Below are 19,763 nucleotides of genomic sequence, written 5' to 3'. Positions count from 1 at the left end.
ACCCCTTGCATGCAAGGTTGCATGCAAGGGGTAGGCTGGCTTCCCGTGGTGACCGACGAGAAATCGAGCAACAGCCAACGCGTCTACCGGATGACCAAGGACCAGATCCTCTCCGGCGAGGTCCGCGGCGGGCAGCTTCTCAGCGAAGTCGAGGTGGCCACCCAACTCGGCGTCAGCCGCACCCCCGTCCATGAGGCCTTCCTGCGTCTGGCCGCCGAGGACTTCCTCGATCTGGTGCCGAGGCGCGGTGCCGTCGTCGTCCCCATCTCCGCGCAGGAAGCCACCGATCTGCTGGAGATGCGGCTGGCGCTCGAGACCGCAGCGGTGCGCCGGTTGTGCCGGTCCGCCGAAGCGGTCGACACGTTGTTCGGCGAGCTGACCGAACTGGTGGAGCGACAGCGCCACGGCGCCGCCATCGGCGACGCGGACCAGTTCGCCGCCGCCGACGACGCCTTTCACCGCCGGATCGTCGAGGTGGCGGGCAACTCGATCGCCGGACGCTTCTACGGGTCGCTCAGCGACCGGCAGCGTCGGATGATGGCCGACGCCGCCCGCTCGGACGCGGCCCGCCTGACCGAGTTGATCGGTGAGCACGCGGAGCTGGCCGACACGATTGGGCGACGCGATGTGGCCGGGTTCGAAGCCGCGCTGCTGGCACACCTGGAGGCGACGTACCGGGTGGTGCTGGCATGACCGCTGTGGCAACCGAATTCGCCACCGCTGCACCCGCCCGACGCCGGTTGTCGCCGTGGCTCGCGGTGGCGATCGCCGTCTTCTGCATCGGGTGGGGCGGAAACCAGTTCACCCCGCTGCTGATCGCCTACGCCGAGCACTCCGGCTACACCCGGGTGGACGTGGACATCCTGTTGGGTGCCTACGTGCTCGGTCTGATTCCCGGGCTGTTGATCGCCTCCACGCTGTCGGACCGGCACGGCCGGCGCGGCGTGATGGCGGCCGGGGTGATCAGCTCGGCGCTGGGCAGCCTGGTCCTGGCGGTCGGGGATTACACCGGCTTCGGGGCGCTGTTCGTCGGCCGGTTGTTCAGCGGGGTGGCCGTCGGGATCGCGATGGCAGTGGGCTCAGCCTGGATCGCCGAATTGTCCCGGCCGCCGTTCGACGCGGCCCCCGCCGGTGCCGGTGCCCGACGCGCCTCGATCTGCCTGTCGCTGGGTTTCGGGGCGGGGCCACTGTGCGCCGGCCTGCTCACCGTGTACGCGCCGCTGCCGCTGGTGCTGACCTACCTGGTGCACGCCGCGCTGTGCGTGCCGGTGGGATGGGCGGTGTGGACCCGCACCGTCGAGACCCGCGAACCCACCTCTCGCCCCTTCCTCGATGGTCTCAAGGTGCCGGCCGCCGGGCACCGCCGCTTCCTGCGCGTCGTTGTTCCCATGGCGCCGTGGATCTTTGGCTCCGCGGCGATCGCGTATGCGGTCGTGCCGTCCCTGGTCGCCGATCGGCTCGGGCACTGGGCGCTGCTCTACACCGTGGGCCTGACCGTGCTGACGCTGGCCTGCGGGGTGCTGATCCAACCGGTGGCGCGGCGCCTGGACGACGTGTCCAGCTCGCGGGCCGTGGTGGTGTCGATGGCCTTGATGGCATTGGGCATCTTCGCCGCGGTGGCCACCGCCGTCACCCGATCGGTGCTGCTCGCACCGTTGGTGGCCATGCTGCTGGGCAGCGCCTACGGCATCGCGATCGTGTCAGGTCTGCTTGAGATCCAACGCATCTCGCCGCCCGACGAGCTCGCCGGGATTTCCGGGGTGTACTACTCGCTGGCCTACCTCGGGTTCCTGTTGCCCGCGGCGCTGGCGGCGCTGGCGCGCTGGTTCAGCTATCCGGTGATGCTGACCGCAGTGGGGCTGTTGGCGGTCGCCTGCACCGCGCTGTGCGCATCGGGGTGGGCCAAGCATCTGGAGCCACGGACGCATGCGGTACCCACAGGCCTCGTCAGGCACTAAGCGCCGGAGTTGCCAACTCAATCGACCTTCGGGCAGTAGAACTGGGGCATGCCGCGGTACTGACGCGGCGGCAGGTTGCGCGCCGGGGTCTGCACCAGCGGCGCGTCCACCGGAAGCCGCCCCGAGGCACGATCGAGCGCCGAGCGCTTGCGCGGATGCATCAAGGCGCGCTTGGGCCCGTACTTCGTGACGAGCGTGATCACGTTGCACAGCCGGTCGTGCCACCACTGTTGGCGCTGCGACCAGCTGTAGCCCATCAGCTCGCGCACCGGCGGATCGTAGAGGGCCACCGTCATGAACGTCAGGAAGCGCTGCATCACCTTGAGGTTCAACGCCCACAACCGGTCCGGAATCCATTGCAGCGAGGGATGTTTGGGCATGGTCGACAGGTCCATCACCTCGCGGGCCGCCCAGTTGTTCTCCAAGACGTTGCGGCACATGTGATCCCAGTACTGCTCGAACTCTTCCCAGGTCTTCGGCACTGGGCGCATGCTCATCCCGTACATCCGGTACCAGCTGATGTGCTCGTCGAACAGTTGGCGCTTGTCGGCCTCGGTCAGCCCGCCGGCGAACTTCTCGGCGGCCAGCAGGGTCGATTTGAAGAACGTCGCATGCGCCCAGTAGAAGACCTCGGGGTTCAGCGCGCTGTACCGCCGGCCCTGTTCGTCGACGCCCTTGATCCCGATGTGATAGTCGCGGACCTCGGCACCGGTCTGCGGGGCGCGGTGGCCGTCGAACACCACCCCGCCGATCGGGTAGATCGACCGCATCAACCGGGGAATGCGCTCCATGAAGAAGATCGAGTGTTCCTTGACCGCGGCGCCCAGCTGCGGGTGCATGTTCTGCATCGAGCCGGCCCAGGTGCCCTGGAACAGACCGGTCCACTGACCGAAGTACTTCCAGGTCAGCGAGTCGGGGCCGAGCGGAACCGGTGGCGCGTCATAGCCGCCGCCGCTCACCGGGCAGCCCGAGGCCGGCATTGCATCGCTGGACGCCGGGCAGGTCTCCGACATTTCTTGTGTCACGGGCGCCCACTCCAGTCACGGTCAACATTTGGACAACATACGTTGTCAGTGAGGAGTCTAGGAGCATCCGGCACTGCGGTCAACGCACCTCTGAAGACAACCCGGACGGCCGGTTAGGCTGGTGCCACCGGTGGGCGCCAAGTCCATCCCCGGCTCACCTGGCTCTTCGGGAGGACTTGTGCGGCAGCAGCTGTCGAAATGGGCGGCGACGAGCATGGCGGCCCTCGGTGTCGCCGCCCTCGTCACCGGGTGCGAGGCCCAGGTGTGGGGCATGCCGGCCGACAACGTCGCCCAGGCTCCCGTCGTCACCCCGCAGGCCACGGTTCCCGCGCCACCGCAGGCTCCCCCGGTGGCGTCGCTGGACGGACTCGACGCCCGCACCCGTCAGGCCACCGCCGACGCGGCCAAGTCCGGCGCCGACATCGAGGTCGTGGTGCTGGACCGCAGCACCGGTCAGATCGTCTCGAACGGCGCCAACCACCCCTTCCCGATCGCCTCGGTGGTGAAGCTGTTCATCGCCGACGACCTGCTGCTGCAGGAATCTCAGGGTGCGACGAAACTGTCTGCCGCCGACCGCAAGTCACTCGACATCATGCTGCGCTCCTCCGACGACAGCGCGGCCCAGAACTTCTGGGACCGCAGCGGCGGGAACGCCATCGTCGCGCGCGTGGTGGCACGGTACGGATTGGCCGGCACGATTGCGCCCTACAACGGGCACTGGGACGTCGCGCAGAGCACTGCCAGCGATCTCGTCCACTACTACAGCAAGCTGTTGGACGGCAGCGGCGGGCTGCCGGCCGAGCAGGCCGAGGTCATCCTGGGCAACCTCGCACAATCCACCCCCACCGGAACCGACGGGTACCCGCAGCGGTTCGGCATCCCCGAGGGGCTCTACGCCGAGCCGGTCGCGGTCAAACAGGGCTGGTTCTGCTGCTGGGGCCGCTCCAACCAGGTTCACGTGTCCACCGGCGTGATCGGACCCGAACGCCGCTACGTGATGGCGATCAGCTCGCTGCAACCGGTGGATGCCGCCACCGCGCGCAACACCATCACCCAGGCGGTCAAGACGATGTTCCCCGGCGGGCACATCTAGTCGGATGCTCGGGCTCGCCGATTGGCGACGGAGCACAACGGGTGGACATCGACCGGACCAGTTCGTAGCCTGTCCGGGAGATATACAGCCGGGCCAGGAGCGGTCCTCGCAATGAAGGATCGTGACAGTTCGAATGACCCGGGTGCGCCATGTGGTTCGGCGAACGGTGTGCGCCGCGGCGGCCGCGGTCTTGGTTCTGACGCCGATCGGCAACGTGAAGGCCGACCCTTCCTCTGACGGGCTGGCCAAGCTGAACGAGTTGTCCCGCCAGGCGGTCGAGAGCCGCGAGGCCGTCACCGCCGCCCAACGCGACGTCGATACCAAACTTGCCGAGCAGGCGGCAGCCGCAGAGCGTCACCGCGCCGACCTGGCAGCCCTCGAGGCCGCGACCACCCAGCTTCAACCCCATCAGGCTGCCGTCGACCGAGTGGCGGCGATGACCTACAAGAGTGGACGCACCGGCCAGGTGGCGGCAGTGCTCACCGCCGGCTCCCCGCAGGACCTGATCGACCAGATGTCGCTGCAGCGGGCGGTCGTCGACCGGGCAGCCGACCAGTTGCAGGCCTATCAATCCGCGCGCGAGGACGCGGCCACCGCCGCCGCGGAGTCAGAGAAATCGGCCGCTGATGCCCGCGCCGCGGCCGAGCAGGCCTCTGCGGTGCGCGCGGACCTGCAGGCCAAGTGGCGTCAACTGTTGCGTCAGATCGCCGAGGCGGAGGCACAGTACGGAGCGTTGACACCGCAGCAGCAGGCGGTGGTCGACAGCGCCCAGGCAATCCCCGGTGGCGGAGGCGACATCCCGGAATCGTTGCCGGTCGGCGTGGCCAACGAGGTCGGGTTGCAGCCCAACACCATCGTGGCGGCCCGGGCGGTCAGCGCACGGTTCCCGCAGATCGCCGAAATCGGCGGGGTCCGGCCGGACTCGAAGCCCTGGCATCCCAGCGGTCTGGCGATCGACATCATGATTCCCAATCCCGGCAGCCCCGAGGGCATCGCGCTCGGCAACGAGATCATGGCGTTTGCGCTGAGCAACGCGGCCCGGTTCGGGTTGCAGGACGTGATCTGGCGCGGCACCTATTACACGCCGGCCGGTCCGCAGGCATCGGGGTACGGCCACTTCGACCACGTGCACATCACCACGACGCCCCGGCACTGAGCGCTTACCCAAGTGGTGGTGGCCGCCGCCGCGCCAGCACCATCTGCCGACGGATCAGGTACAGCGGGAACGCAACGCTCACGGCGACGACCGCGCTGAGCACCAGATAGATCCACACCTTGGGCACACCGATCCGGCGCGCCTCGACGATCATGAACACGAAGGCCGCCAGGGCGAGCAGGATCAGGTCGTTGCTCAGCGAGGACGATCCGTAGTTGACGTAGCCGCTGCGGAACAGGTCGACGATGCTCGTGCTCTCGGTTCGGAAGAACGCGATGTTGTTCCACCAGGTGGCGACCAGCGCGATGACCGCCACCACGGCATACACGGCGCACAGGATTTTGTCGTTTCGACTCAGCACCCGCAGAACCTATCCATCCCGGGGCCGCCATGGGGCGGTTTGTCCGACGATGAGGTGAGTGAGTACTCTCTCACCGTGGCATCGGGACGGGACCGCCTGTTGGCGACGGCGTTGAAGCTGTTCGCCGCCAAGGGCTACGCCGCGACGTCGGTGGCCGAGATCCAGCAGGCCGCCGGCCTGGCCCCCGGCTCGGGTGCGCTCTACAAACACTTCGGGTCCAAACGCGAACTCCTCGAGGCCGCGGTGGCCCACCGCATCGACGCGATCGTTACCGCCCGCGAGCAGTACGACGCGGGCAATCCGGCCGGCGTCGAAGAAGCGGTGCGCAGTGCCGGGCAGTTGATCTGGACCAACCTGACCCAGAGTGAGGAACTGCTACGGGTCATGTTGCGGGAACCCGACGAGCTCGGTGAACTCGACGAGAAGACCTGGCAGGTGATCACGGACAACGCCTATCAACGGTTCGCCGATGAGCTGGCCGCCTCCAACCGGTCCGGGCGCACCCAGATCCCCGATCCCGAAGCCACCGCTGCCGTCGCGATCTCCGCACTCTCCTACGCCGCGACCCTGCGGGCCTTGAACGGGCGCGCCCCCGGCAACGTGGACCACGACCGCTTTTTCGAGGCCTGGGTCACCCAGACCGTCAGCGTCATAAACCAGTACCGAACGCAAAACAACTGATCACCAACATATTTCAGGAGCAATATCGTGACGTTCTCCCTGCAACTGAGCGACGACGTGATCGAGGTGCGCGACTGGGTGCACCAGTTCGCCGCCGAGGTCGTACGTCCAGCGGCCGCCGAATGGGACGAGCGTGAGGAAACTCCATGGCCCGTCATCCAGGAGGCCGCGAAAGTCGGGCTGTACTCCCCCGAACTGTTCGCGCAACAGGCCGGCGAGCCGAGCGGGCTGGGCATGCTGACGGTGTTCGAGGAGCTGTTCTGGGGTGACGCGGGTATCGCGCTGTCCATTCTGGGCACCGGGCTGGCCGCAGCGGCCTTGGCGGGCAACGGAACTCCCGAGCAGCTCGGACGCTGGCTCCCGGAGATGTTCGGCACCGCCGACGAACCCAAACTTGGTGCGTTCTGTTCCTCGGAGCCGGACGCGGGCTCCGATGTCGGCGCCATCCGCACCCGGGCCCGGTTCGACGAGGCCACCCGCGAGTGGGTGCTCAACGGCACCAAGACCTGGGCCACCAACGGCGGCATCGCCAACGTCCACATCGTGGTGGCCTCGGTGTATCCCGAACTCGGCTCCCGCGGCCAGGCCACATTCATCATCCCGCCCGGCACCCACGGTTTCCTGCAGGGACAGAAGTTCAAGAAGCATGGGATCCGCGCCTCGCACACCGCCGAGGTGGTGCTCGACAACGTCCGGTTGTCCGAGGACCTGATCCTGGGCGGCCGGGAGAAGTTCGAGGACCGCATCGCCCGGGTGAAGTCCGGCGCCTCGGCCCGCGGCCAGGCGGCGATGAAGACCTTCGAGCGCACCCGCCCCACCGTGGGCGCGATGGCGGTCGGGGTGGCCAGGGCCGCCTACGAGTACGCCCTCGACTACGCCTGCCAGCGTGAGCAATTCGGCCGCAAGATTGGCGAGTTCCAAGCCGTCGCATTCAAGCTCGCCGACATGAAGAGCCGGATCGACGCCGCCCGGATGCTGGTGTGGCGGGCCGGCTGGATGGCGCGCAACAACCAGCCCTTCGACAATGCCGAGGGCTCGATGGCCAAACTGGTCGCCAGCGAGACCGCGGTCTACGTCACCGATGAGGCGATCCAGATCCTCGGCGGCAATGGCTACACCCGCGACTACCCGGTCGAGCGAATGCACCGCGACGCCAAGATCTTCACGATCTTCGAGGGCACCAGCGAGATCCAGCGCCTGGTGATCTCCCGGGCCGTCACCGGGTTGTCGATCCGGTAGCGCCGGGACCCCGGGCTGCCGGGGCTACCGCCCGGTGCGTTCCCGGTGCTTGCACCCGGGCCAGCAACACGGGCGTCGCTGCCCGTCCTCCAACTCCTCCTGGGTGCGACGGATCCGCCGCTCGCGGGTGGCCTGCTGCTTGGCGTCCTCGACCCAGCAGATGAACTCGTTGCGCGCGAGCGGCGTGATGTCGTTCCAGGCGGCTAGCGCCGTGTCATTGCCGATCAGGGCGTCGCGCAGGTCCGTCGGCAACTTGTGGACCACCCCGCCGGGCACGCGTTGACCAGTCACCAGGCCAGGCTAAACCCAGGCGGTCAGCAACCGGATCGCGACGCGACATAGTCCTCATCGTGACCTTAAAGGGGTCTTATTTTTCTTAGAGTTGGGGTACGGTGGGCACTCAGGGCGGTCATCCGCCTCGGCAGTGACGGAAGGAACCCGACATGCAGCCTGCAGCCCCCACCCGGATTGCACTGGTCACCGGCGCATCGCGGGGTATCGGCGCCGACGTCGCACAGCAGCTCGCCGCCTCGGACACCCACGTCGTGGTCAACTACCGCGAGAAAGCCAAACGCGCCGACACCGTCGTCGACGCCATCCGCCGCGCAGGCGGCCAGGCGTCTTCCATCGGCGCCGACATCTCCGACGAGGCGGCCGCGACCGCGCTGATCGAACGGATCGGCCGCGAGTTCGGTCGGCTGGACGCCTTGGTCCTCAACGCCTCATGCGGTCTCGATCTGGGCGTCGATCCGGCCTACGCCATGCGGGTGAACCGCGATGCCCAGCGACGGCTGGCCAAGCTGGCACTGCCGCTGATGCCGGCCGGCGGGCAGATCGTCTTCGTCACCAGCCACCAGGCCCACTTCTTCCCCAACAAGGCGGTGCCGAAGGGGTATGCCCCGATCGCGGCGAGCCGGCGGGCCGGCGAAACGGCGCTCTACGCCATGCGGCCGGAGTTCGACCGACGGGGAATCGATTTCACCGTGGTGTCCGGCGAGATGATGTCGGCCGGCGAGTTGGCCACCACGATCACCCGGGCCGCATCCGCGCCGTACCCCTCCGGGATCGTCTATGTCGGCGGCCCCTACTACCTGCACCAGATGTCGGCCTGACCCTTAGCGGAGCCTGTTCGGCTTCGAGACCTATTGCGAACCAGCGATATTCGCCAGCAGCTGGTCGCGGACCGCGGTACCGAGTGCGCCCGTCGTCGCGGTCCCACCCATGTCGGGGGTCAGGATCTCTCCTCCGCGGGACAGTACATCTTCGACGGCTTTCAGGATCGCTGCTGCCGCGTCCCGCTCGCCCAGATGGTCGAGCATCAACGACGCGCTCCATATCTGTCCGATGGGATTGGCGATTCCGCGCCCGGCAATGTCGGGGGCCGAACCGTGGACCGGCTCGAAAAGACTCGGAAATCGCCGTTCGGGGTTGATGTTTCCGCTCGGGGCGATGCCGATGGTGCCGGTGCATGCCGGCCCCAGGTCCGACAGGATGTCACCGAAGAGGTTGCTGGCGACGACGACGTCGAACCAGTCCGGATGCAGAACGAAATTCGCCGCGAGGATGTCGATGTGGAACTTGTCCACCTCGACATCGGGGAACCGCTCGCTCATCTGCTCGACGCGTTCGTCCCAGTACGGCATCGTGATGGAGATGCCGTTGCTCTTCGTCGCCGAGGTCAGGTGCCGGTCGGGCCGCCGTCGGGCAAGCTCGAACGCGTACTTCAGAATCCGGTCGACACCCACTCGGGTCATCACCGTCTCTTGCAGCACCGTCTCGCGGTCCGTTCCCTCGAACATCTTGCCGCCGACGCTCGAGTACTCGCCCTCGGTGTTCTCCCGTACGACGACGAAGTCGACGTCGCCGGGCCCGCGACCGGCCAGCGGACTTTTCACCCCGGGCATCAGTTTGACCGGACGTAAGTTCACATACTGGTCGAAATGGCGCCGGAACTGCAGCAGGCTGCCCCACAGCGAAATATGGTCGGGCACAACGTCGGGCCAGCCGACGGCGCCGAAGTACACCGCGTCGAACCGGCTCAACTCCTCGAACCAGCCGCCGGGCAGCATGGCGCCGGTGTCGGTGTAGTACTCGGCACACGCATAATCGAACTGCTCGTAGTCGATGGCGAAACCGAAGGCCGCCGCCGCAGCCTCCAGCACCTTGAGGCCCTCGGGGACCACTTCCTTACCGATACCGTCGCCCGGGATCACTGCCAGCCGGTGGGTGGTGGTCATTCCGCCACCTTACGTTCCGGCGGTTCGCCACCGACGACAAGCGAGGGGCGCCCATCGGAGGCACCCCTCGCTGGTGTCGTGTGTCAGCGGCCGTCGCCGAATGTCGAGGTGACGGCGCTGGTGCTGGCGTGCTGCTGGATGTCGTGCACCCACTGGTGATGGGTGACATCAGCTTGGGCCGGGGCGGCCAGGCCGACGATGGCGGCAGCGAAGCCAGTGGCGATGATCCCGGCAAAACCAAACTTCTTCATGTCGAAGCCCTTCGTTCTGGGCGTTCGAGCCGTGGCGTGGCAGTCGCGGTTCGGACGTCTGTCCACCGGTTCGGGGGATTCCTACCCGGTCTGACTTCCACAACACGCTGCTCAGGACGGTTAGTTCCGTTGGCAGAAATTGACCGGCCGATGGCAGCAATCGCGCGACTCCGCTGGTTTCAGGCGCCCTTCGGGATCATCGCCAACTGACGGCTCTGCACGACAACCGCACCGGTCGCATCGAGAATCAGGTGATCCTCTTCGAACCAGGTCGTGCCCATGACCGTCGAGCTGGCCATCACCCGCAGCCACCCCGGCGACGGTCGCCGACGCAGGTAAGTGGTCAGCTGGACGGTCGGCGCCCAGCCGAACATGCCCCGGTTCATCGTCACCGGCGCGCTGATGTCACCGGCCATCAGCGCGAACAACAGCGCGGTGTCGGCTTCGGCTTCGTCAGCGGCGAACGGCCGCAACCACATCCGGTTGACCGGGTCCCCCTGTCGACCGCTCAAGAACAGCGCCGCCGACGGGTCCACCCGCAGATCGCATCCCTGCGCGACGTGCACGATCTGGCCCATCGGATGCTCGGGCGTCACGTGCACGGCCTCGGCTGTCGGCTCGGCGGGCAGCTGGGTCAACGGCACTGTCTCCTGATACCGAGGCTCCCCGCCGTCGAGGCTGCCGAGCGTGACCGCGGCCGTGACCGCCACCCGACCCGCTTGTGACAGTTGCACATCCACCGCACACACCTGCCGACCCATCTTGCGCACGCTCGTACTCACGTGCACCTCACCCGGATCGGGCGCGGCCAGGTAGTTGGCGCTCACCGCGATCGGCTGCAGCTCGGCGCCACCTCCGGCGATGAGAACGGAGCGACGGGCGGCAGCGGCGCAGATCGCCATCATGCAGCCGCCGTGCACCTTGGGCCCGATGGTCCATATCGGATCAACCGTCGCGCCGAAGCGCTCCGGACCCAGCTCGCGCAACGCGGTCAGCTCTGTGAACGGTCTGGTGCGGGTGAGGATCTCGGTCATGGGGTTCCTTTCGGGATCTGCACGGTGGGCTCGTCGTCGCTGAGGCCGCCGGCAGGCGCTGGAACAGGTTGCGGCACAGCCGGACCGGTAGGCACCGGGCGGCTGCGGACCTTGAGCGGCCACCAGAACCAGCGACCGAGCAGCGCGGCGATCGACGGGGTGATGAGCGAGCGGACGATGAAGGTGTCGAACAACAGTCCCAGCCCGATGGTGGTGCCGATCTGGCCCACCGAGCGCAGGTCGCTGGCGATCATCGAGATCATGGTGAAGGCGAACACCATGCCGGCCGCGGTGACCACCCCGCCGGTGGCGCCCATGGCCCGGATGAGCCCGGTCTTGATGCCGCCGCCGAGTTCCTCCTTCATCCGGGAGACCACCAGCAGGTTGTAGTCCGAGCCGACCGCGAGCAGCACGATCACCGACATCGCGATCACCAGCCATTGCAGTTCGATGCCCAGGATGTGCTGCCAGATCAGCACCGACAGCCCGAACGAGGCGGCCAGGGAGAGCACGACGGTTCCCACGATCACCATGGAGGCGACCAGGGCCCGGGTGATCAGCAGCATCACGACGAAGATCAGGATGATCGCCGCGATGGCCGCGATGAACAGGTCGTAGTGCGCGCCTTCCTGGATGTCCTTGTAAGTGGCCGCAGTACCGCCGAGGTAGAACTTCGCGTCGGCCAACGGGGTGCCCTTGACGGCTTCCTTGGCGGCCAGTAGTTCGGCGTCAACGTGTGAAATGCCTTCCAGCGTGGCGGGATCCACATCGTGGGTGATCAGGATTCGGGCCGCCTTGCCGTCCGGGGACAGCATCAACTCCATCCCGCGCAGGAAGTCCGGGCTGGAGAACGCCTCGGGCGGCAGGTAGAACATGTCGTCGTTCTTGGCGTCGTCGAAGGTCTGCCCCATGGCCGACGCGGTGTCGGTCATCTGCTCCATCTGGACGAGCATGCCGTCGAAGGTGCTGTGCAGCGTCAGCATCAGGTCGCGCACCTGGGTGGAGAGGGTGATCATCGGCGGGATCTGCGCGGCGATCTGCGGGGTGAGCCCGTCGACCTTGTCCATCTCGGTGGCCAGTGCTCTGGTGTTGTCGGCCAGTTTGTCGAAGCCGTCGGTGGCATCGAACACCGACCGCAGGGCGTGGCACACCGGAATGTTGAAACAGTGCGGTTCCCAGTAGAAGTAGTTGCGCACCGGCCGGAAGAAGTCGTCGAAATCGGCGACCTGGTCCCGCAGTTCGGCCATGGTGGCTTCCATGTCGTGGGTGGCCCCGACCGCACTGTGCGTGGCGTCGGACAGTTGCACGCTCAGATCGTGCAGGTGCTCCATGATCGCGATCATCGAGCTGAGGTGATCGGTCATCTTGAGGGTGTCGTCGAGCCGGGCCCGGACGAACTGCAAGGTCTCCCGTATGGTCACGCCCTGCGCACTGACCTGGAACGGCACCGAGCCGTGTTCCATCGGCGGTCCGAGCGGACGGGTGATGCTCTGCACCCGGGCGATGCCGGGCACCCGGAAGATGTTCTTGGCGATGCGATCGAGCACCAGCATGTCGCGTGGATTGCGCATGTCGTGGTCCACCTCGACCATGAGCATGTCGGGATTCATCCGGGCCGAGCTGAAATGCTTCTCGGCCGCTGCGTGCCCGATGTTCGACGGCACGTCGGCCGGGACGTAGTGCCGGTTGTCGTAGTTGGTCCGGTAGCCGGGCAGGGCGAGCACCCCGATCAAGGCGATGCCCGTGGCCGCGGCCAGGATCGGCAGTGGCCAGCGCACGATCGCCGTGCCCACCCGGCGCCAGCCGCGAGTCTTGGTGGCCCGCTTGGGATCCAGCCGGCCGAACCGCACACACACCGCCAGCACCGCCGGGGCGAAGGTCAGGGCCATCACCAGGATCACCAGCATGCCCAGCGCACAGGGGATCGCCAGGGTGTTGAAGTAGTTCAACCGGGTGAAGTGCAGGCACAGCATGGCCCCGGCGATGGTCAGGCCGGAACCGGCGATGACGTGGGTGACGCCCGAAATGGTGGTGTAGTACGCGGTTTCACGGTCCTCACCGGCGTTTCTGGCCTCGTGGTAGCGGCCGACCAGGAAGATCCAGTAGTCGGTGCCCGCGGCGATGGCCAACGCGGTGAGGATGCTGACCACGAAGGTGGACAGTCCGAAGACGTGCGCGGAGCCGAGGACCGCGATCAGCCCACGGGACATGCTCATCTCGGTGAGCACGACCACCAGCGCGATCAGCATGGCCCCGATGGAGCGGTACACCACGAGCAGCATGATCGCGATGACCAGCAGCGTCACCCCGGTCATCTTCACCATGCTCTTGTCGCCGGCTTCGTTGGTGTCGGCCACGAGCGCCGCCTGGCCGGTGACGTAAGCCCGGATCCCCGGGGGCGTGGCGGTGTGGTCGACGATCTCGCGGACTGCGTCGACGGACTCGACGCCCTGGGTCGAGCCCTGGTTGCCGGCCAGGTTCACCTGGACGTAGGCGGCTTTGCCGTCCTCGCTCTGCGAGCCGGCCGAGGTGATCCGATCGCCCCAGAAATCCTGCACGTGCTCGACGTGCTCGGGGTCGCGTTCCAGGTTGGCCACGAGTTCGCCGTAGTAGCGACGCGCGTCGTCGCCGAGCGGTTCGTCGCCTTCGACCACCACCATCAGGCTGCTGTCGGAGTGGAACTCCTCGAACTTCTCCCCGATGTGCTTCATCGCGATCACCGCCGGCGCATCGTGCGGCGACAGCGACACCGCGTTGTCCTTGCCGACGATCTCGAGCTGCGGCACCAGCACGCTCACTGCGATGGTGGCCGCCAGCCAGAACAGGATGATCGGCACCGACAGGGTGCGGATCAGGCGCGGATAGAGCGGCGGTTCGGTGGCCCCGGCACCGCGGTGCCCGCTCATGCTGCCTTCACCAAACAGCTTGTGGTGGCCGTGAATCCGTCGGCGGACCGCTCGTCACGCAGCTCGCCGTTGACGGTGATGCGGCAACCGAGCGCAGCGCTGTCGCCCTGCGCGACGACGTTCGCGAACACACTGGGCACGGTGGTGGTCAGGGTCAATGTCCACGGCAGGTGGCTGAACTGCGCCTCCTGCGACTGCGCGCGCTCATCGACGTAGCTGACCATCCCCGAGGTGTCGGCTGGCCCGTACACCTCGTAGGTGACGTACTTGGGCACCGTCGAGACGATGTTGTCGGCACCGGCCGCTCCACCCGGTCGCGGTGCGCCGAACACTCCGTGGAACCGGTTGATGACGAAGCCGCCGGCTCCGACCACGACGACGATCACCAGCAGGATCCACATCCGCGCCAGCGCATTCACCAGTGACTTCATGGCTTGCACCCCGCTACCGCACCTGACATGAGCGCTGACCTTACAACCATAAGCAAACAGCTGTAAAGTTGAGATACAGAAAGGCCGGTTGACGTTCGTTTACGCCGAACCGGCTTGGCGACAACCGTTTTGACCGGACCGATTCCGATGGCAGAGATCGGACCGGCACCGACGGGCCTATAGTGATCGAGAGCACCGGCGTCGCTCGCGCCCTAACCTAACGCGCGTTAACATACGGGTCATGGCCCCAACCCCGCGCCGACGCAACATGCGCGGCCAGGGCGCTCTGCTCCGCGACGAGATCCTCTCGGCGGCCACCCGCGTCATCGACGCCGCGCAGAACGAGGCCGAGGTGTCGCTGCGCAGCATCGCCCGCGAGGCCGGCATCGCCGCACCGTCGGTCTACGCACATTTCGCGGATCGCGACAGCGTGCTCGACGCGGTCGCCGAGGCCGGCTGGGCACAGGTGTCCGAAGAGATCACCCGCCACCGCGACTCCGACCAGACGCCGCGCGAACGGCTGTTCCAGGGTTGCCAGACCTACGTGTCGTTCGCCGAGCGACACCCCCTGCGCTACGCCCTGATGACCCAGATCACCGACACCTCCCCGGCTGCCCAACAAGCCCTGGCCGTCGTCACCCGGGGCCTGCTGGCGTGCCGCGGCGGCGACCCGCAGACGCCGCCGTCCTCCGAATCCGATCGGATCGCCGCGGCGCTGTCGGTCGCGGTGCACGGGGTCGCGATGCTGCACCGCACCGACACCCCGAACCTGTGGCTGAGCTCGTTCTCCACCGACGAGATCATTCGCACCCTGATCGATGCGGCCATCCTGCAGCTGGACCACGCCGCCGGAAATCGTTAGCGCGAGCGCCGTTTCGTCCGCCGGTTTTCTACGGCAGGGCGGCTGCAACCCAACCGGAACGACCCAGCGGTAGAAATCGGCGCGCCCGCAGCCCTTCACAGCCCGCCCACGGGGTACTACATTCCGTAGTAGTCGACTCTCAGGGGGCACCATGCGGTGGCGGGGCGTATGTCATGTCGAGTTCGCAGTCTTGGACTACGACGAATCGATCGCGTTTTACGACGCGATGCTGGGGTGGCTGGGGTACCACAGCTTCTCCTCACTCAACATGGAGTACCAATCGGTCTACTACATGACACGATTCGTCAACCCACACAGTTACATCGGCATCCAGCCGGCGCGTACCGGGGACAAGTTGACCCATACCGATCAGGCCGTCGGGATCAACCACATCGCGCTGTGGGCCCGAAACAGGAAGGAGATAGACCGCTTTCATCGTGACTTCCTGATCGCCCGGGGCATCCCGGTGACCGATGAGCCCAAGGACTACCCGCAGTACTGGCCCGGCTATTACGCGGTCTTCTTCGACGACCCGATCAACGGCATCCATTGGGAACTGGCCTGGGTACCGAAAGTTCCATCGCCACGGCAACTGTGGTCGTATTACCGCGCGCTGCGGACCTTCGCCAAACAACGCGCGGACCTGGCGAACTCGGTGCCCGGTCTCACCCGGCAGGCGATGCGCACCCTGCCCGGCAAGGAGAGTTGGACCTGAGTTAGCCCAACGCCACACCCAACTCCTGGGCGAACACCTTGATCATGTGCTGGACCGCAATTTCGTTGCGGCCGATGATCATATGGTCATGCTGGCCGTGCCGGACACCTTCACCGCACTGCGGCAGCATCGCGAAGTCCTCGTCGCGTACGGCGGCGTGCACACCTTCGTAGACGGCGTCATAGCCGGCCCGCATGTCGTCGTTGGTGGCCGGAACGCGGCCCATCCAGCTGTGCCGCACGGTGCAGCGGGTGGGTTCCCCCTCGGGCAGCATGTCGATGATCTCGACGCCGACCGGGCTGTTGGCCAGGATGAGGTTGGGATAGACCCAGTAGATGACACCCATGTTCGCCGACGGATCGAAGCTGCCGCTCGGATCCTCGCCGAGGTTCTTGATCCAGGTGAACGGGAAACCGATGCGGTGATGCTTGCCGAACTCGTCGTAGATTGCGGTGTTGGGCAGGGTGTTCTGCCCAATCAGGCTCTCCCCATGGACAAATGGGAAATGGTAGCCCTCGGCGAACGCCTCCAGCGCACCCTTCCAGGACACCTCCGAAGAGAATTCGCGTTCGGTGTGGTAGCCGTAGGCGTCGTAATTCCACTGCGCCAGTTCGGCGTTCAGCGGGCCGAGGTGGGCGTCGAGGTCGATGGTCGCGTCGGCGGTGAGCACCGCCCAGACGAATCCGTGACGTTCCTCCGACGGCAGCTCCACCAAGCCGTACTCCGCGGTGTCCATGGTGTCGAAACCGGCTTTGCCCGGGACCATGAACAGCTCGCCGGTGTTGCGGTAGGTCCAGGCGTGATACGGGCAGACGAACCGCGACGCATTGCCGGATCCGCAGGCGGGCATGGCGCCGCGGTGGCGGCAGTAGTTCAAAAACACGTGGGTGGCCCCGGTGCGATCCCGGGTGACCAACAATGAGTCGCCCAGCACCGAACGGACCACGAAGTCGTTGTTCTCCGGGATCTGCGCCGAGGGCACGATCGCCAGCGGTACCCGGCGCAGGATCTGCGACTCCTCGATCTCGGTGATCTTCGGATCCCGGTAGTAGTGCAGCGGCACCTTCAACACCTGATCGGCCATGTCCGTCGTGCCGTCGAGGGCGTGACGCAGGGCGCGGCGGGTCAGTTCCTCATCGGTACTGCTCACTGGGCTGATGATCATCATCAGACCATACAATGGTTATCGACTGTATTGTCAAGAATCGATCCCGATCCGTGCGACGATCATCGGATGCGCAGGCACGGCTGGTCGGGAGACATTCCCGCCGACGACGACGAAGCGGCCCGCCGCATCATCGCCGCCGCGCGCCAGGCCATCGATGCGCGCGGCACGGTGAGCGTGTCGGAGGTGGCACAGACCCTCGGGGTGACCCGCCAGACGATCTACCGGTACTTCCCCACCCAGGAAAGCCTGATGGCGGCCACCGCACTGTCGGCGGTGGACGGCTTCCTCGATCGGCTGGCCGCACAACTGGGCTCGATCACCGACCCCAGCGACGCCGTCGTCGAGGGCATCGCCTACACCGTCGAGCAGCTTCCGCACGACCGCTACCTCGGCCTGGTGCTGCAACCCGGCAAAGCCAGCGCGTTCACCGCCGGGGTGACCTCGGATCTGGCCATCGAGTTCGGCAAATCGATCGTTCAGCGTTTCGATATCGATTGGGCGGCAGCCGGTTTCGATGGGCACAAGCTCGACGAGCTGGTCGAATTCATGCTGCGGACGCTGCAGTCGTTCATCGTCGACCCGGGCGGGCCGTCGCGCCGGGATGCCGGGCTGCGCACATTCCTGCGGGATTGGATCGCACCGGCCATCGCCGCGCAGGCGCGCGCTTCTTCGCAACCGGCAAAATAACTGGACCGTCAGTTATCGATCGGGGTCGACCTCGGCCCGCGTCGTCGTCCACGCCGGCTGCACCCGCCACGACAGCCGCAACAGGCTCGCCACCGGCGGATTTACGAGAGTCAGACCACAACGGGGGCAGCTTGCTGACAAGTAGCTGAGGCTAACCTGACAACTTCAGACCTGCGCAAGTACGCTATCGCGGTCGCGGCACAATCCCCGCGACCTGCACGGCAGCAAAGAACGGGGAAGCATGGGGCTCGACGTCCGGACCGCTGGCGATGCGGTCCCGCCGTCGGGGCTGGACCGCGTGCGGCACACGGCCGCGCGCTCCGCGTCGCGGGCCGGCAGCATCCCGGCCCGCAGCGTGGGCACCATCGGCCGGGGCGTGCTGCTCGCCGGCGCGGTGCTCAAGTTCACCGCACGCGACCTGGTTTCCCTGCGCCTGCCGGTCGGTGAACTCCTGGTCCAGGCCTGGATGCTGCTCAAGGTGACGGCCACCCCGGCGATGCTGATGGCCGTCCCGATCGGGGCGGTGGTTTCGGTGCAGGTGGGCGGCTTGGTCAACCAACTGGGCGCGAGCAGCCTGGTCGGCGCCGCCAGCGGGTTCGGCGTGATCAGACAGGGTGCGCCCATGGTCACCGGGTTCCTGATGGGCGGGGTCGCCGCGGCCGCGATCGCCTCCGACCTCGGCGCACGACAGGTCCGCGAAGAACTCGATGCGCTCAAGGTGATGGGGGTAGACCCGGTCCGCCGGCTGGTCGTCCCGCGATTCCTGGCGCTCGTGCTGATCGCTCCGCTGCTGTGCTGCGTGATCATCGCCTCGGCGGTGTCGGCCTCCTATCTGATCGCGGTCGGCGTCAACGGCATCACCCCGGGCAGCTTCTGGATGTCCTTCGGCTCGTTCGCCAAGGTCCTCGACGTGTGGTTCGCGCTGGGCAAATCGATCGTGTTCGGCGCGATCGTCGGCATCATCTCGTCGCTGCGCGGCATGGAGGCCAGGCGCGGTCCGCGCGGCGTGGCCGACGCCGTCAACTCGGCCGTCGTACTCAGCGTCGTGTGCATCGTCATCGCCAACGTCACCATCACCCAGCTGCAGACCATGTTCTTCCCCGCGGAGGTCTCCTGATGCCGGCCGCCGGCACCGCCCTGGCCGGCTCGGTGCGGGGCTCGGTCTCCGAGTGGCTGCGCACCGTCGGCCAGTGGGCGGTCTTCATCGCCCAGACACTGTGGTTCCTGCCGTTGACCGTGCGGCATTACCGCCGCCAGATTTTGGTCGCCATGAACGGGCTGGCCTGGGGCCGCGGCTCGATCATCGTCGACGGCGGTGTCCTGAGCGTGCTGCTGATCATGGGGACCGCGATGGGCGCCTCGGTGGCGATCGAGGCCTACTCCACGCTCAACCTGATCGGCTTCGGCGCCCTCTCGGGCATCGTCGGCGGCGTCGCCAACGTCCGCGAGATGGCCCCGATCGTCACCGGCATCGCCTTCGCCATCCAAGTCGGATGCCGCATGACCGCCGAGATCGGCTCCATGCGGATCTCCGAGGAGATCGACACGACCGAGGCCATGGGGCTGCGGCCGATCCCGTTCGTGGTGGGCACCAGGCTGATCGGTGCGCTGCTGTGCGTGATCCCCGGCTACTTCATCGTGCTCACCGCGAGCTTCTACATCGCCCACGCCGTCGTCGCGGTGTTCCGGGGACAGCCCAGCGGCACGTACAACCACTACTTCGTGCAGTTCCTGTCCCCGACCGACATCGGCTACTCGTTGACCAAAGCCGCGGTCTTCTGCGTGCTGGTGACCCTGATCCACTGCTACTACGGCTATTTCGCGCACGGCGGTCCGGTGGGTGTGGGCCAGGCCTCCGGCCGTGCGGTGCGCGCCAGCCTGGTCACGATCGTGGTCGTGAACTTCACCCTGACCGTGGCCATGTGGGGCCTGCGACCCGAGTTCGTGTTCAAGGGGTGA

Annotated in this window: 21 protein-coding genes; 12 read left to right on the top strand and 9 right to left on the bottom strand. The window is 66.9% G+C overall.

Features of this window, described 5'->3' with window-relative positions; all coding sequences use genetic code 11:
• Positions 1-48 precede the first annotated feature (48 nt).
• Positions 49-693, top strand: a complete 645-nt coding sequence (locus FR943_RS01830) for a GntR family transcriptional regulator (protein WP_308170412.1) — start codon at positions 49-51, stop codon at positions 691-693.
• A complete protein-coding gene (locus FR943_RS01825; protein ID WP_217154567.1) occupies positions 690-1,958 on the top strand; it encodes an MFS transporter in 1,269 nt (422 codons plus the stop codon). The genes FR943_RS01830 and FR943_RS01825 overlap by 4 nt, the downstream gene beginning before the upstream one ends.
• Positions 1,959-1,975: 17 nt before the next feature.
• Here the strand turns inward: FR943_RS01825 and FR943_RS01820 are convergent, their stop codons facing one another.
• Complete coding sequence (locus FR943_RS01820; protein ID WP_217154755.1) at positions 1,976-2,971, bottom strand: oxygenase MpaB family protein; 996 nt, start codon at positions 2,969-2,971, stop codon at positions 1,976-1,978.
• A gap of 226 nt (positions 2,972-3,197) precedes the next feature.
• On the opposite strand from FR943_RS01820, the gene FR943_RS01815 reads away from it, so the two are divergent.
• On the top strand, positions 3,198-4,076 hold the full coding sequence (locus tag FR943_RS01815; protein WP_218045189.1) for a serine hydrolase: 879 nt from the start codon (positions 3,198-3,200) through the stop codon (positions 4,074-4,076).
• Between the two features lie 133 nt (positions 4,077-4,209).
• Positions 4,210-5,232 (top strand): coiled-coil domain-containing protein, encoded by a 1,023-nt coding sequence (locus tag FR943_RS01810; protein ID WP_217154754.1) that lies wholly within the window; start codon positions 4,210-4,212, stop codon positions 5,230-5,232.
• A 4-nt stretch (positions 5,233-5,236) separates the two neighbouring features.
• Here FR943_RS01810 and FR943_RS01805 read toward each other — a convergent pair whose 3' ends face one another.
• The gene (locus FR943_RS01805) at positions 5,237-5,593 is read right to left on the bottom strand and encodes a DUF2834 domain-containing protein (RefSeq protein ID WP_308170411.1); all 357 of its coding nucleotides are present in this window, start codon (positions 5,591-5,593) and stop codon (positions 5,237-5,239) included.
• Between the two features lie 75 nt (positions 5,594-5,668).
• Here FR943_RS01805 and FR943_RS01800 point away from each other — a divergent pair, with 75 nt between their 5' ends.
• Together FR943_RS01800 and FR943_RS01795 are read left to right on the top strand one after the other, a co-directional pair.
• Positions 5,669-6,274, top strand: coding sequence for a TetR/AcrR family transcriptional regulator (locus tag FR943_RS01800; protein WP_308170410.1), 606 nt, complete (start codon positions 5,669-5,671; stop codon positions 6,272-6,274).
• A gap of 27 nt (positions 6,275-6,301) precedes the next feature.
• Entirely contained in the window at positions 6,302-7,513 is a 1,212-nt protein-coding gene (locus FR943_RS01795) for an acyl-CoA dehydrogenase family protein (RefSeq protein ID WP_217154564.1), read from the top strand.
• A 24-nt stretch (positions 7,514-7,537) separates the two neighbouring features.
• Here FR943_RS01795 and FR943_RS01790 read toward each other — a convergent pair whose 3' ends face one another.
• The gene (locus FR943_RS01790; protein WP_217154563.1) at positions 7,538-7,804 is read right to left on the bottom strand and encodes a YdeI/OmpD-associated family protein; all 267 of its coding nucleotides are present in this window, start codon (positions 7,802-7,804) and stop codon (positions 7,538-7,540) included.
• A 152-nt stretch (positions 7,805-7,956) separates the two neighbouring features.
• Between FR943_RS01790 and FR943_RS01785 the strand changes: the two genes are divergently transcribed.
• Positions 7,957-8,625, top strand: coding sequence for an SDR family oxidoreductase (locus FR943_RS01785; protein ID WP_217154562.1), 669 nt, complete (start codon positions 7,957-7,959; stop codon positions 8,623-8,625).
• Between the two features lie 30 nt (positions 8,626-8,655).
• Here FR943_RS01785 and FR943_RS01780 read toward each other — a convergent pair whose 3' ends face one another.
• The 5 genes from FR943_RS01780 to FR943_RS01760 all read right to left on the bottom strand — a co-directional run bounded on the left by FR943_RS01780 (position 8,656) and on the right by FR943_RS01760 (position 14,372).
• Complete coding sequence (locus tag FR943_RS01780) at positions 8,656-9,750, bottom strand: tartrate dehydrogenase (protein WP_217154561.1); 1,095 nt, start codon at positions 9,748-9,750, stop codon at positions 8,656-8,658.
• Positions 9,751-9,833: 83 nt separating this feature from the next.
• Positions 9,834-10,001, bottom strand: coding sequence for a hypothetical protein (locus FR943_RS01775; RefSeq protein ID WP_217154560.1), 168 nt, complete (start codon positions 9,999-10,001; stop codon positions 9,834-9,836).
• Positions 10,002-10,180: 179 nt separating this feature from the next.
• Positions 10,181-11,035, bottom strand: a complete 855-nt coding sequence (locus FR943_RS01770) for a thioesterase family protein (protein WP_217154559.1) — start codon at positions 11,033-11,035, stop codon at positions 10,181-10,183.
• On the bottom strand, positions 11,032-13,941 hold the full coding sequence (locus FR943_RS01765) for an MMPL/RND family transporter (protein ID WP_217154558.1): 2,910 nt from the start codon (positions 13,939-13,941) through the stop codon (positions 11,032-11,034). The genes FR943_RS01770 and FR943_RS01765 overlap by 4 nt, the downstream gene beginning before the upstream one ends.
• Complete coding sequence (locus tag FR943_RS01760; protein WP_217154557.1) at positions 13,938-14,372, bottom strand: MmpS family transport accessory protein; 435 nt, start codon at positions 14,370-14,372, stop codon at positions 13,938-13,940. The genes FR943_RS01765 and FR943_RS01760 overlap by 4 nt, the downstream gene beginning before the upstream one ends.
• A 241-nt stretch (positions 14,373-14,613) precedes the next feature.
• Between FR943_RS01760 and FR943_RS01755 the strand changes: the two genes are divergently transcribed.
• Both FR943_RS01755 and FR943_RS01750 read left to right on the top strand, forming a co-directional pair.
• On the top strand, positions 14,614-15,234 hold the full coding sequence (locus FR943_RS01755; RefSeq protein WP_246584756.1) for a TetR/AcrR family transcriptional regulator: 621 nt from the start codon (positions 14,614-14,616) through the stop codon (positions 15,232-15,234).
• A gap of 151 nt (positions 15,235-15,385) precedes the next feature.
• Positions 15,386-15,949: a VOC family protein gene (locus tag FR943_RS01750; RefSeq protein WP_217154556.1), complete on the top strand. Its 564-nt coding sequence runs from the start codon at positions 15,386-15,388 to the stop codon at positions 15,947-15,949.
• Between the two features lies 1 nt (position 15,950).
• Here FR943_RS01750 and FR943_RS01745 read toward each other — a convergent pair whose 3' ends face one another.
• Complete coding sequence (locus FR943_RS01745) at positions 15,951-17,120, bottom strand: aromatic ring-hydroxylating oxygenase subunit alpha (RefSeq protein WP_217154751.1); 1,170 nt, start codon at positions 17,118-17,120, stop codon at positions 15,951-15,953.
• 63 nt (positions 17,121-17,183) lie between these two features.
• Here FR943_RS01745 and FR943_RS01740 point away from each other — a divergent pair, with 63 nt between their 5' ends.
• The 3 genes from FR943_RS01740 (at position 17,184) to FR943_RS01730 (ending at position 19,763) form a co-directional block, all read left to right on the top strand.
• Positions 17,184-17,804 carry a TetR/AcrR family transcriptional regulator gene (locus tag FR943_RS01740; RefSeq protein WP_217154555.1) on the top strand — a complete coding sequence of 207 codons (621 nt, stop codon included), beginning with the start codon at positions 17,184-17,186 and terminating at the stop codon, positions 17,802-17,804.
• 241 nt (positions 17,805-18,045) lie between these two features.
• Positions 18,046-18,921, top strand: coding sequence for an MlaE family ABC transporter permease (locus FR943_RS01735; protein ID WP_217154554.1), 876 nt, complete (start codon positions 18,046-18,048; stop codon positions 18,919-18,921).
• Positions 18,921-19,763 (top strand): MlaE family ABC transporter permease, encoded by an 843-nt coding sequence (locus FR943_RS01730; RefSeq protein WP_217154553.1) that lies wholly within the window; start codon positions 18,921-18,923, stop codon positions 19,761-19,763. Before FR943_RS01735 ends, FR943_RS01730 begins: the two co-directional genes overlap by 1 nt.

Origin of the sequence: [Mycobacterium] fortunisiensis, from assembly GCF_019050325.1 — a bacterium.
GTDB classification, from domain to species: domain Bacteria; phylum Actinomycetota; class Actinomycetes; order Mycobacteriales; family Mycobacteriaceae; genus Mycobacterium; species Mycobacterium fortunisiensis.
Note: the sequence above shows the minus strand (reverse complement) of the source record. Positions and strands in the feature narration are given on the sequence as shown.

Bases quoted from the DNA above. Each gene is read 5' to 3' on its own strand.
- FR943_RS01730 (WP_217154553.1), top strand. From the start codon at position 18,921: ATGCCGGCCGCCGGCACCGCCCTGGCCGGCTCGGTGCGGGGCTCGGTC.
- FR943_RS01825 (WP_217154567.1), top strand. From the start codon at position 690: ATGACCGCTGTGGCAACCGAATTCGCCACCGCTGCACCCGCCCGACGC.
- FR943_RS01765 (WP_217154558.1), bottom strand. From the start codon at position 13,941: ATGAGCGGGCACCGCGGTGCCGGGGCCACCGAACCGCCGCTCTATCCG.
- FR943_RS01815 (WP_218045189.1), top strand. From the start codon at position 3,198: ATGGCGGCCCTCGGTGTCGCCGCCCTCGTCACCGGGTGCGAGGCCCAG.
- FR943_RS01770 (WP_217154559.1), bottom strand. From the start codon at position 11,035: ATGACCGAGATCCTCACCCGCACCAGACCGTTCACAGAGCTGACCGCG.
- FR943_RS01810 (WP_217154754.1), top strand. From the start codon at position 4,210: ATGACCCGGGTGCGCCATGTGGTTCGGCGAACGGTGTGCGCCGCGGCG.
- FR943_RS01775 (WP_217154560.1), bottom strand. From the start codon at position 10,001: ATGAAGAAGTTTGGTTTTGCCGGGATCATCGCCACTGGCTTCGCTGCC.
- FR943_RS01760 (WP_217154557.1), bottom strand. From the start codon at position 14,372: ATGAAGTCACTGGTGAATGCGCTGGCGCGGATGTGGATCCTGCTGGTG.
- FR943_RS01755 (WP_246584756.1), top strand. From the start codon at position 14,614: ATGGCCCCAACCCCGCGCCGACGCAACATGCGCGGCCAGGGCGCTCTG.
- FR943_RS01735 (WP_217154554.1), top strand. From the start codon at position 18,046: ATGGGGCTCGACGTCCGGACCGCTGGCGATGCGGTCCCGCCGTCGGGG.
- FR943_RS01780 (WP_217154561.1), bottom strand. From the start codon at position 9,750: ATGACCACCACCCACCGGCTGGCAGTGATCCCGGGCGACGGTATCGGT.
- FR943_RS01820 (WP_217154755.1), bottom strand. From the start codon at position 2,971: ATGTCGGAGACCTGCCCGGCGTCCAGCGATGCAATGCCGGCCTCGGGC.
- FR943_RS01750 (WP_217154556.1), top strand. From the start codon at position 15,386: ATGCGGTGGCGGGGCGTATGTCATGTCGAGTTCGCAGTCTTGGACTAC.
- FR943_RS01740 (WP_217154555.1), top strand. From the start codon at position 17,184: ATGCGCAGGCACGGCTGGTCGGGAGACATTCCCGCCGACGACGACGAA.
- FR943_RS01785 (WP_217154562.1), top strand. From the start codon at position 7,957: ATGCAGCCTGCAGCCCCCACCCGGATTGCACTGGTCACCGGCGCATCG.